This is a genomic window from Streptomyces spongiae (assembly GCF_009377185.1).
GTDB lineage: Bacteria > Actinomycetota > Actinomycetes > Streptomycetales > Streptomycetaceae > Streptomyces > Streptomyces spongiae.
On the sequence record NZ_VJZC01000019.1, the window covers coordinates 19,660 to 31,301 of the forward strand.

An 11,642-nucleotide genomic window follows, 5' to 3' on the forward strand; every position below is an offset into this window, starting at 1 on the left:
CGCACCGCGTGTCCTCGTCGACGGGTTCCTTACGGCGGACACAATGTCAGCCTCGGCTGGGCCTCGCCATACGAGACGTGAGATGCGATCCGACTTCACCCGACGCGCCCTCGCCACCGCCTTCCTGTCCCTGCGGGTGCGGAACTTCAGGCTCTTCACGGTGGGACAGGTGGTGTCCGCCTCCGGTACCTGGATGATGGTGGTGGCCCAGGACTGGCTCGTCCTGTCCCTGACCGGGGACTCCGGCAGCGCGCTGGGGCTCGTCACAGCGCTGCAGTTCACGCCGGTGCTCCTGCTGACCCTGCACGGCGGGCGGCTCGCGGACCGCTTCGACAAACGTCGCCTGCTGGCCGCCGCGAACCTCGGCTCGGCCCTGCTGGCGCTCCTGCTCGGCGCGCTGATCCTGGCGGGCCGGGCGCAGCTGTGGCATGTGTGCCTGTGCGCGCTGGGGCTCGGCATGGTCAACGCCGTCGAGGCGCCGACACGCATCTCCTTCGTGAGCGAGATGGTCGGCGCGGAACTCCTGCCGAACGCGTCCGCTCTGAGCGCCGCGTACTTCAACACGGCCCGGATCGTCGGGCCGGCACTCGCGGGACTCCTCCTCAGCGTGTTCGACACCGGTGTGGTGATGCTGCTCAACGCGGTGAGCTATCTGGCGACCGTGGCGGCGCTGGCACGCATACGGCCGGAGGAGCTCCACCGTGCCGAGAGGACGCCGGAACGCACTCGGGTGGTCGACGGGCTGCGCTACGTGTCGACCCGTCGGGACCTGGTCATGCCGTTGGCCCTCCTGGTGATCATCGGAACGTTCGGGTTCAACTTCCAGCTGACGCTGCCCCTGATCGCGAAGACCGAGTTCCACGCAGGCGCGGGGGCCTTCGGGCTGCTGACGGTCGCGCTCGCCGTCGGCTCGCTCTGCGCCGCGTTCGCCACCACGGCACGCCGTGGGCGCCCCTCGGCCCGTACGGTCCTGGTGGCCGCACTCGCCTTCGGGGCGCTGGAGGCCGCGGCGGGGTGCGCGCCCACGTTCACCGCGGCGGTGGTCCTCCTCGTGCCCACCGGCTTCGCGACCGTCTGGTTCGCCCAGGCGATCAACCACCGGGTCCAACTCGGCACCGATCCGCAGTACCGCGGTCGCGTCATGGCCCTGTACACGCTGATCCTCCAGGGCTCCACGCCCCTCGGTGCCCTGTTCGTCGGCGCGCTCGCCGAAGAGGCGGGTGCGCGCTCGGGGCTCTGGGTGGGAGGTCTCGCCTCACTGGCCGCCGGCCTCGTCGCCGTGGCCGTGGAAAGGCGGCGGCACGGACGAGGGCCGCGCGAACCGGACACGCGGGAGGCCGACCGGCAGCGACGGACGTCCGCGCCTCAGTGACCGGGCCGAGGGTCCACATGGATCTTGGGGCCGGGACCGGCGCCGGCCGGGCGCTCCCCGGCGAGCACTGGGCCCACCTCGTCGAGACCCACCGTGGCCGCGACGAGCGGCCTCGGGTCGACCGATCCGGCGGCGTACGCGCGAATGGTGGCGTCGAGACCCGGGGAGGCGGACAGGACACCCACGGCCGTCACGTCCTTGAGGGCGAGACTGCGCGTGTCGATCCTGCTCGGTTCGCCGGCCAGTCCGATGTACACGAGGCGGCCGGCGGGTTCGACCAACTCCAGGGCGAGGCCGGGTAGATGGGCGGCGTTCGAGGCGTCGACGACAGCGTCGAACGGCAGGTCCGGCACGGCGTCCTCCGCCCACACGTGCTCGAATCCGAGACCGCGGGCGAAGGCGAGGGAGCTTTCGGTCACGCCCATGAGGTGGACCTCCGCACCGGCGGCGCGGAGGAACATCGCGACGAGCAGCCCGATGGTTCCCGGGCCCAGGACCAGCACGCGGTCCCCGGGCTGCGGTGCGGCGGCCCGCACGGCGCGCAGGGCGTTGCCGCCCGGCTCCACGAGCGCGCCGAGCACGGCATCGACGGAGTCCGGCAGGGCGTGCAACGAGGAGGCCGGTACGGCGAGTTGCTCCGCGAGAGCCCCGGCCCGGGCGCCGCGGATGCCGACCTCCTGCCGCTTCCGGCACACGTGCTGGTGGCCGCGCAGGCAGCGGCGGCAGGTGCCGCAGCCGAGCATCGTGTCGCCCATGACGCGGCGGCCGAGCCAGCCGGGGTCGACACCGTCGCCGACCGCCGCCACGCGGCCCGCCCACTCGTGGCCCGGCCGCATCGGGTAGGCGGAGTGTCCCTGGTGGAGGTAGGCCATCGTGCCCGTGAAGAACTCCACGTCGGTGCCGCACACACCGACCCGCTCGACGTCCACGACGACCTCGCCGGGGCCGGCGACCGGCGCAGGGAGGTCCTGAACCTCGTACGCGCCGGGGGCGGTCAGCACGAACGCGCGCATGGAGGGCTGCTCACCGGGGCCCGAGCACGTGCTGGCGCTGCGTGCCGAGGTGCTTGATGCCCAGTTCCATCACGTCTCCCGGCTGGAGGTACACGGGCGGGGTGAGGCCCATGCCGACACCGGGCGGGGTGCCGGTGTTGATCAGGTCGCCGGGTTCGAGAACGAGGAACTGGCTCAGGTAGTGGACGATGAAGTACGGGTCGAAGACCATCGTCTTGGTGCTGCCGGTCTGTCGGCGCACCCCGTTGACGTCCAGCCACATGTCCAGGGCGAGGACGTCGTCGATCTCGTCGGTCGTGGCCAGCCAGGGACCGGCGGGGTTGAAGGTCTCGGCGGACTTGCCCTTGGCCCACTGCCCGCCCCGTTCCAGTTGGAAGGAGCGCTCGCTGACGTCGTTGACGACGACGTAGCCGGCGATGGCGTCGCGCGCCTCCTCCACCGAGTCCAGGTAGCTGGTGCGGCGGCCGATCACGATGCCGAGTTCCACCTCCCAGTCGGTCTTCGTGGAGCCGCGGGGGATGCGCACGTCGTCGTGGGGGCCGACGAGGGTGTTGGGCGACTTGGTGAACAGGATCGGCTCGTCGGGGACGGGCATGCCGCTCTCGGCGGCGTGGTCGCGGTAGTTGAGCCCGATGCAGAGGATCTGGTGCGGGCGCGCGATGGGGGCGCCGACACGTTCCCCCGCGAAGCGGGACACCTGACCCGCCTGCGCCCGCTCGGTCACGACGGGGCGGACGCGGTCGAGGCCGCCCGATCCGAAGAACGCCTCGTCGAAGTCCGTGACGACGTCGGAGAGGTCGACGTACGTCTCGTCGTCGATGCGGGCCACGGGCTTCTCGGCGCTGCGGGCGCCGATACGCATGAGGTACACGGGTCTGACTCCAGGGTCGGGTCGATGGGGGAGTGACAGGGGTTTCAGGAAGGTGGCTCGCCGAGAGGGCCGAGCAGGGCGCGGATCTCGTCGAGCGCGTCGACCAGGGCCGCGAGGGGCGTCCGGTAGGCCAGTGCGCTGATGCTCACGGCTCCGGAAGGGGTCGTCGGCGAGGTCAGGTACGCGGGCAGGGCGAGGCAGTTGACGCCGGTCTCGTTCTCCTGGTCGTCGACGCCGTAGCCCCGTGCGCGGGTGGCGGACAGTTCCCTGTGCAGGTCCGCGGCCCCGCACAGGGTCCGTGGCGTGCGGCGCTCCAGGAGGGAGCCGCCGATCCACGCCTCGACCTCCTCCAGGGAGCCCAGCCGCCGGGTGAGCAGCAGCTTGCCGACGGCGGTGGTGTGGGCGGGGTTGCGGCCGCCGATCGTCGACGTCAGCCGGACGGCACCGGTGGGAGGGTCGACCTTGGCGCGGTAGACGACCTCGCGGCCGTCGAGCACGGCGTAGTGCACCGTCTCGCCGAAGCGATGGGCCAGCGCCTCCAGTACCGGACGAATCCGGACGTGGTCGGGGCGGGCCTCGTGGTGGGCGAACGCCATCCGCAGGAACTCGTCGCCGAGCCCGTAGCGGCCGCGGGCGTCCTGGTCGGCCAGGCCGGCCCGGCGCAGCGCACCGAGCGCCCGGTGGACGGTCGGCTTGGGGCTGCCGATCGCACGGGTCAGCTCCTCCAGGCCCGCACCGTCGGGATACCGGGCGAGCTCCTTGAGAACGGCGAGCACCCGGTCCGAGCCCACGAGACGGCTGCCGCCGGCTCCTGGCGCGCCGTCCTCGCCGGGGTCTGTCGATCCGTCGGAGGTCTGCGTACGCTTCATGACGTTCCGAACAGTAGACCGCCGTACCGACTATTGGAAGGGGCTCAAAGGTGACGCTCCGCAGCGCACAGTGGTACGCGGGTCAGGACCGCAACGCCTACATCCACCGGGCGTGGATGCGGCGGGGCGTGCCGGGCGACGCCTTCACCGGCCGGCCGCAGATCGCCATCGCCAACACGGCCTCGGACCTGACCCCTTGCAACGCGCATCTGAACGAGGTCGCGGCCTCGGTGCGCAACGGCGTGTACGAGGCGGGCGGTATCCCGCTGGACCTGCCCGTGGTGTCGCTCGGCGAGACGAACGTGCGCCCCACGGCCATGCTCTGGCGGAACATGGCCGCGATGGCCACGGAGGAGATGCTGCGGGCCAACCCCATCGACGGCGTCGTCCTGCTAGGCGGCTGCGACAAGACGATCCCGTCGCTGCTCATGGCCGCCGCGTCCGTGGACCTGCCCGCGGTCGTGGTCCCCGGCGGCCCGATGCTCAACGGCACCTTCCGCGGCGGCCTGCTGGGCTGCGGCACCGGCGTGTGGCAGCTGTCGGAGGAGGTACGCGCGGGCACGCTCACCCAGGAGCAGTTCACGCGCTCCGAGTCGGCGATGATCCGCAGCCGCGGCCACTGCAACACCATGGGTACGGCCTCGACGATGGCGCTGGTGGCCGAGGCGCTGGGCACGGTGCTCCCCGGCGTGGCCGGCACGCCCGCCCCCGACAGCCGTCTCCTGGAAGCCGCGCACCACACCGGCCGGCTCGCGGTGGACATGATCGCCGCCGACCGGCGACCGGCGACGTTCCTGACCAAGGCGTCCTTCCACAACGCGATCGTCGCGCTGGCCGCGATCGGCGGTTCGACCAACGCGGTCGTCCACCTCCTGGCGATCGCGGGCCGGTTGGGCATCGACCTGTCGCTCGACGACTTCGACCGCATCGGCTCCCACGTGCCGGTCCTGGTGGACCTCCAGCCGGCCGGCCGCTTCCTCATGGAGGACTTCCACCGCGCCGGAGGTCTGCTCGCCGTCCTGCGCGAGGTACGCGACCTGCTCGACCCCGACGCGCTGACCGTCACCGGCAGGCCGTTGGTCGACTCGCTCGACGACGCCCCGATCTGGGACGGCGAGGTCATCCGCACCCGCGCCGAGCCGCTGGTCGCCGAGGGCGGGATCGCCGTCCTGCGCGGCAACCTCGCCCCCGACGGCGCGCTCGTCAAACCGGCCGCCGCCTCGCCGCACCTTCTCCAACACCGTGGCCGGGCCGTCGTCTTCGACTCGATCGAGGACTTCCACGCCCGCGTCGACGACCCGGACCTGGACGTCGACGCCGACTCCGTCCTCGTCCTGCGCGGCTGCGGCCCCAAGGGATATCCGGGTATGCCCGAGGTCTCCAACATGCCGCTGCCGAAGAAGCTCCTGGAACAGGGCGTGCGCGACATGGTCCGTGTCTGCGACGGCCGGATGAGCGGCACGGCGTACGGCACCGTCGTCCTGCACGTGGCTCCGGAGGCCGCGGCGGGCGGTCCCCTCGCGCTGGTGCGAACGGGGGACGTCATCGTCCTCGACGTCCAAGCCCGCCGTATCGACGTCGACGTACCCGCCGACGAACTCGCCGCCCGCAAGCCCGATCAGGCCACGGTCGACGGCTTCGCCGCGCCCCGCCGAGGCTGGGAGCGGCTCTACGTCGACCACGTCCTACAGGCCGACACCGGCGCCGACCTGGACTTCCTCGTCGGCTCCAGCGGCTCCGAGGTGAGCCGTGAGTCGCACTGACGATCTCCTCGCCGCCGACGCCACGCTGCTCGCGCGGCTGGAGGCGGCGGCACCGGGCCTGGTCGCCGCCCGCGCCTCCGACCGGCTCTCCTTCGCCCATGACGCCTCGCACTACCTGCTGGTGCCCGAGGCCGTGGTCACCCCGAAGGACGCGGCCCAGGTGGCCGAGCTGTTGCGCACGAGTGCCGCCCACGGGCTGTCCCTGACGTTCCGCTCCGGCGGCACCAGCCTCTCCGGCCAGGCGACCAACGACGGGATCCTGGTCGACACCCGCCGCGACTTCCGGGGCATCGAAGTCCTCGACGACGGCGCCCGGGTACGCGTCCAACCGGGCGCCACCGTACGGGCGGTGAACACCCGTCTGGCCCGGTACGGCCGCAAGCTCGGCCCCGACCCGGCCAGCGAGAGCGCCTGCACGATCGGCGGTGTCGTCGCCAACAACTCCAGCGGCATGGCCTGCGGCACCGAACTCAACACCTACCGCACGCTGGAGTCAGCCGTCCTCGTGCTGCCGAGCGGCACGGTCCTCGACACCAGCGCCGCGGACGCCGACGAGCGCCTGCGCACGCTCGAACCACGCGTCCACGAGGGACTCGTCCGCCTGCGCGACCGTGTACGCGGCAACTCCGCGTCGCTGGAGACGATCCGCCGTCTGTACGCCATCAAGAACACCATGGGCTACGGCGTGAACTCCTTCGTCGACCACACGCGCCCGGCCGACATCCTCACCCACCTGGTCATCGGCAGCGAAGGCACCCTCGCCTTCGTCGCCGAGGCGACCTTCCGCACCGTCCCGGCGCACCCGCACGCGGCCACCGGACTGCTCCTCTTCCCGGACCTCGCGGCGGCGACCGGCGCCCTGCCCGAGCTCGTGGCCGCCGGGTTCGCGACCGTGGAACTCCTCGACGCGACCAGCCTGCGGGTCGCCCAGCGCGATCCCGAGGCCACCAGGGTGCTGCGTGAACTGGAGGTCCGTGACCACACGGCGCTGCTCGTCGAACACCAGGAGCCGACCGCCGAGGCGCTCCAGGCGCGTATCACCCAGGCGGCTCCCGTCCTCGGCGCCCTTCCGCTGACCGCCCACGGCGCGCTGAGCTCCGAGCCGAGCACCCGCGCCGCCCTCTGGCACATCCGCAAGGGCCTCTACGCAGCCGTGGCCGGGGCGCGCCCCTCCGGCACGACCGCCCTGCTGGAGGACATCGCCGTCCCCGTCGACCGGCTGCTGCGCACCTGCACTGACCTCACCGAGCTGTTCGACCGCCACGGCTACACCGGCAGCGTCATCTTCGGCCACGCCAAGGACGGCAACGTCCACTTCCTGCTCAACGAGGACTTCGACGACCCTCAACTGGTCGAGCGCTACCTGGCGTTCACCGAGGACATGGTCGACCTCGTCCTCGGCCACGGTGGCACCCTCAAGGCCGAGCACGGCACCGGGCGCATCATGGCGCCGTACGTCCGCCGCCAGTACGGCGACGAGCTGCACGACGTCATGCGCGAGGTCAAACACCTCCTCGACCCGCACGGACTCCTCAACCCCGGGGTCCTGCTCAGCGACGACCCCACCGTCCACATCCGCCATCTCAAATCCACCCCGACCGTCGAGGAAGAGGTGGACCGGTGTGTGGAGTGCGGCTACTGCGAACCGGTCTGCCCCAGCCAGGACCTGACCACCACCCCACGCCGACGGATCGTGCTGCGCCGGGAGATCGCCCGCGCCCGGACAGCCGGTGACGCGGGTCTGCTCGACCGGCTGGAGCGTGAGTACCAGTACGACGCCGTCGACACCTGCGCGGTCGACGGCATGTGCCGAACGGCCTGTCCTGTCCTCATCGACACCGGCGACCTCACCCGACGTCTGCGCGCCGGACGACGAGGCCGGACCGAACAGAGGGCGTGGGCCTCGGCCGCCCGACACTGGGACGGCTTCACCAGAGCGGCGTCCGGAGCACTCACCCTCGCCCGCGCCACCCCCGACGCCCTGCCCTCCGCCGCCACCGCCACCGGGCGGAGACTGCTCGGCCCGGACGTGGTCCCCGCCTGGTCCCCGGAGCTTCCTCGCGGCGGGACGAGAAGAGAGCCGCGCGCCGCCCGGACCCCGCGGGCGGTCTACTTCCCCGCCTGCGTGTCGACGATGTTCGGGCCCGCCGAACCGGAGGCGGGCCCCGGAGTCCGCGACGCCTTCCTCGCCCTGTGCGAACGGGCCGGAGTCGAGGTTCGGGTGCCGGAGGAGATCGCCGCCCTGTGCTGCGGCACACCATGGAAGTCCAAGGGGCTCACCGCCGGCCACGCGGTCATGCGCGAGCGGGTCGCGCCCGTCCTGCGCTCGGCGACCGAGGACGGGACGTTGCCGGTCGTGGTCGACGCGGCGTCGTGCACCGAGGGCCTGGCGCGCATGCTTGACGAGGAGGACATCCGGGTGGTGGACGCGGTGGCGTTCGTCGACTCGACGGTCCTGCCGGGGCTCCCCGCGGCCCGCCGCATCCCCTCCCTCGTCGTGCACCCCACCTGTGCCTCCACCCAACTCGGCCTCAACCCCGCGGTCCTGCGCGTGGCCGCGGCGATCGCCGAGGACGTCGTACAGCCGGAGGACTGGAGCTGCTGTGCCTTCGCGGGTGACCGCGGGCTGCTTCACCCGGAGTTGACGGCCGCCGCCACCGCCGCGGAGTCGCGAGCTCTTCGAGCCGTGAACGCGACGGCCTACGCATCGGTCAACCGCACCTGCGAACTCGGCATGACCCGCGCCACCGGTCACCCCTACCGGCACCTGCTCGAACTCCTCGACGAGGTGACCCGGCACTGAGGGGGTGCCGCTGTGGGACGCGGCGGCAACTGGCCTTGGTGCCAGGGCTGTTGGGGCATGGTACGGTCGCGCGATGTCCAAGATCGAGATTGACTTGGTGACGGCCGAGTTCTTCGGGGCCTTCGACAACCGGGGCGGCAGGACTGCCGATGTGGCACGCATTCGAAGGCTGGTTCTTCCCGAGGGCGTGATGGTCAAGACCGGCCCGGAGTTCACGGTCTACACCGTGGACGAGTTCATCGAACCTCGCCGGCGACTGCTGAGGGACGGCCGGCTCGTGGAGTTCTCCGAGTGGGAGACCTCCGAACGGACCGAGATCGCCGGCGACATCGCGTCGCGCTTCTCCGCGTACCGCAAGTCCGGGACCTTGGACGGTGAGCCGTTCGAGGGCAGCGGGACCAAGAGCATCCAGTTCGTCCGTACCGCGGAGGGCTGGCGCATCACGGCAGTCTCCTGGTACGACCAGCCCTGACCACCGTGGCCATGCAGGCGGAATGCCGAAGGCGCTCGGAAATCCGCTCGCCGAAGGTGAGGTGGTTCGGCAGACTCCGGGCCGTGGATCGGTTGACGGAGATCGCGGACAGGCTGACCGAGGTCAGCGGCGTCGTCGGGGTGTGTCTGGGCGGGAGCCGGGCGCGGGGACGACATCACCCTGACTCCGACTACGACCTGGGCCTGTACTACCGCCCACCGCTGGACACGGCTGCCCTGCGCCTCCTCGCGTCCGAGCTGACCGGCGAGCCGGTCGAGGTGACCGAGCCGGGCGGCTGGGGGCCCTGGGTGGACGGCGGGGCGTGGCTGACCGTTGACGGTCACCGCGTCGACTGGATCTACCGCGATCTGGACCGGGTGCACCGGATCTGGCAACAGTGCCTGAAGGGTCACTTCGAGGTGGGCCTTCAGGCCGGCCACCCTCTGGGGGTGTACTCCCACGCGTACGCCGGTGAGCTGGCCCTCGGGCGCGTTCTCACCGACCCCGGGGGTGAGCTGCATGCCTTGCAGCAGGAGACCCGCCGCTATCCGGAGCCGTTGCGCGAGGCACTGATCGCCAACGCGCGGTGGGAGGCTCCGTTCATCCTGGCCAACGCCCGCAAGGGTGCGGTGCGCGGCGACACCTTCTATGTCGCCGGCTGCCTCTTCCGCGCGGTGGGGCTCCTGGTGCAGGCACTGCATGCTCACGCCGGTTGCTGGGTGCTGAACGAAAAGGGCGCGGTTCAGGTCGCGGGAGAACTCCCGGCCGCGCCCGCGGACTTCACCGAGCGGGCCCACGCCTTGTTCGCCGCCCTCGGCACCGCACCGGACGGACTCCGCGCCGCGCTCGATGCCGCTGACGCACTGACCGCCGAGGTGTGCGGACAGCTCGCACCCTGAGGGGATCCACGGTGCCGTCGTCGTCCTACGGCCGGTTGCCGCCGCCCGCTGTGCCGGTCGCGCGGCCGGAGGGTTCGATCTCCTCGTTCTTCATGGCGCGGGCCTCGGTTTTGAAGACGCGGGCCGACTTGCCGGCGGAGCGGGCGAGGTCGGGGAGCTTCTTGGCGGCGAGGACCGCTATGACGACGATGAGGATGACGGCGAGTTCGCTCAGTCCGAACATGCGGATCCTGTCCTGTGGTGGGCCCGGGCGGGCGGGGTCATGTGAGTTCCGGGAGGGTTCCTGGCCGGGGCCACGCCGGCCGGGCGAGCGTCAGCCCTCTTCCTCTTCCTCGTCTTCGAAGAAGTCCCCGACCTCGTCGACGACTTCGGCCGCGACCATGCCGCCGACGACACCGACCGCGAGTCCGGCCGCACCGGCCGCGACGGCTGTACCCATGCCGGGGCCGGAGCGGTGGCCGTCGTGGTGGTGCTCGTCGTGCGCGTGGCCGTGGTGGCCCTCATGTCCGTACGCGGCCTGGGGGCCGTACGCCGCGCGGTGCTCGACGAGCCGGCGGATCCAGCCGTCGACCAGGGTGTTCCAGTCCTGGTGCTCGGCCCCGTCGTGGGAGACGGTGAAGCGGGTGAGCGCGTCGTGGCCGGAGGAGAAGAGGCCGCCGCGCTTGTCGGCCTCCAGGACGACCTCCATGCCGCCCGGTGATGCGAGGAAGGTCAACTCGATCTCGTTGACCTGGTGCGCGTACGAGGGCGCCGGGGTGAGCTCGATCTCCTGGTAGAAGGGCAGTTGCTGACCGGTGCCGCCGATGCGGCCGTACTCCAGGTCGGCAGACCTGAAGCCGAAGTCGAGCCGGCCGAGAGCCTCCAGGATCGCCTCCTGGGCGGGCAGCGGAGCGACCGTCAGCTGGTCGAGGTCGCCCTTGTCCTTCGCGCCGGCCACCGCCAGCTCGGTGCGCACGCCGAGGACGATGCCCAGCGGCTGGCCGTGCAACTCGGTGATCGGGGTCTCCCAGGGCAGCGTCACGCTGAACGGCACATCGCGCTGCTCGCCCGCCGCGAGCCGGAAACCGCCTCCGACGGTGAACCGGCCGAAGGCGACGGTGCCCTCGCTCTCGCCTTCGGCCTGCTCGGCCTCGACCCGTGCCACCAGCTCCAGCGTGACGTGCTCGATGTCGAAGTCGGAGCCACCGCCCTTGAGGTGGACCTGGCCGGTCAGGCTGCCGCCCGGTCGGGCCGCGCCCGGGTCGAGGACCGTGTCGACCGTGGGGCCGCCCACGCCGAGCGAGCCGAGCAGTCGTTTGAACACCATTGCGGCGTCCACTCCTTTACGTGCGTCTGTCCGGGGAACAACCGGGACCACCCGGCCGTTCTCTACAAGCGAGTAGAAGCATAGGGGTGATGAGCCCGCCGGAGGGGCAGTCTCGGCTCTCCGTCCGGGAAAGTCCGAAAACTGCCGCAACCTTTTGGCTGTCACGGCCTCGACCGGGGTGCTTTACTCTCCCTTTACCATGAGGGAGGGCGTCATCGCTCTCCCCGCCACCACGGGTCCACCCGACCCGCCGAACCACGAAGGAGCCACGGTC

Annotated in this window: 10 protein-coding genes; 5 read left to right on the forward strand and 5 right to left on the reverse strand. The window is 71.6% G+C overall.

Going from position 1 to position 11,642, the window contains the following annotated elements:
• The first annotated feature begins 82 nt into the window (after window positions 1-82).
• Window positions 83-1,372, forward strand: a complete 1,290-nt coding sequence (locus FNH08_RS05200; protein ID WP_152770049.1) for an MFS transporter — start codon at window positions 83-85, stop codon at window positions 1,370-1,372.
• On the opposite strand, the gene FNH08_RS05205 is transcribed toward FNH08_RS05200, so the two are convergent.
• Genes FNH08_RS05205 through FNH08_RS05215 form a run of 3 tightly spaced genes read right to left on the reverse strand, consistent with a single transcriptional unit; the run spans window position 1,366 to window position 4,125 of the window.
• A complete protein-coding gene (locus FNH08_RS05205) occupies window positions 1,366-2,385 on the reverse strand; it encodes a zinc-dependent alcohol dehydrogenase (RefSeq protein WP_152770050.1) in 1,020 nt (339 codons plus the stop codon). The genes FNH08_RS05200 and FNH08_RS05205 overlap by 7 nt on opposite strands.
• Before the next feature lie 10 nt (window positions 2,386-2,395).
• Window positions 2,396-3,256 (reverse strand): fumarylacetoacetate hydrolase family protein, encoded by an 861-nt coding sequence (locus tag FNH08_RS05210; protein WP_322723731.1) that lies wholly within the window; start codon window positions 3,254-3,256, stop codon window positions 2,396-2,398.
• Between the two features lie 44 nt (window positions 3,257-3,300).
• Window positions 3,301-4,125 (reverse strand): IclR family transcriptional regulator, encoded by an 825-nt coding sequence (locus tag FNH08_RS05215; protein ID WP_152770051.1) that lies wholly within the window; start codon window positions 4,123-4,125, stop codon window positions 3,301-3,303.
• 50 nt (window positions 4,126-4,175) lie between these two features.
• On the opposite strand from FNH08_RS05215, the gene FNH08_RS05220 reads away from it, so the two are divergent.
• The 4 genes from FNH08_RS05220 (at window position 4,176) to FNH08_RS05235 (ending at window position 10,062) form a co-directional block, all read left to right on the forward strand.
• Window positions 4,176-5,888, forward strand: a complete 1,713-nt coding sequence (locus FNH08_RS05220; RefSeq protein ID WP_322723733.1) for an IlvD/Edd family dehydratase — start codon at window positions 4,176-4,178, stop codon at window positions 5,886-5,888.
• On the forward strand, window positions 5,875-8,691 hold the full coding sequence (locus FNH08_RS05225; RefSeq protein WP_322723735.1) for an FAD-binding and (Fe-S)-binding domain-containing protein: 2,817 nt from the start codon (window positions 5,875-5,877) through the stop codon (window positions 8,689-8,691). The genes FNH08_RS05220 and FNH08_RS05225 overlap by 14 nt, the downstream gene beginning before the upstream one ends.
• A gap of 73 nt (window positions 8,692-8,764) precedes the next feature.
• On the forward strand, window positions 8,765-9,163 hold the full coding sequence (locus FNH08_RS05230) for a nuclear transport factor 2 family protein (protein ID WP_152770052.1): 399 nt from the start codon (window positions 8,765-8,767) through the stop codon (window positions 9,161-9,163).
• Between the two features lie 83 nt (window positions 9,164-9,246).
• A complete protein-coding gene (locus FNH08_RS05235) occupies window positions 9,247-10,062 on the forward strand; it encodes a nucleotidyltransferase domain-containing protein (RefSeq protein WP_322723737.1) in 816 nt (271 codons plus the stop codon).
• Between the two features lie 25 nt (window positions 10,063-10,087).
• Here the strand turns inward: FNH08_RS05235 and FNH08_RS05240 are convergent, their stop codons facing one another.
• Both FNH08_RS05240 and FNH08_RS05245 read right to left on the reverse strand, forming a co-directional pair.
• Window positions 10,088-10,285, reverse strand: coding sequence for a twin-arginine translocase TatA/TatE family subunit (locus tag FNH08_RS05240; RefSeq protein WP_152770054.1), 198 nt, complete (start codon window positions 10,283-10,285; stop codon window positions 10,088-10,090).
• A 90-nt stretch (window positions 10,286-10,375) separates the two neighbouring features.
• Window positions 10,376-11,368, reverse strand: a complete 993-nt coding sequence (locus tag FNH08_RS05245) for a sporulation protein (protein ID WP_152770055.1) — start codon at window positions 11,366-11,368, stop codon at window positions 10,376-10,378.
• Window positions 11,369-11,642 lie beyond the last annotated feature (274 nt).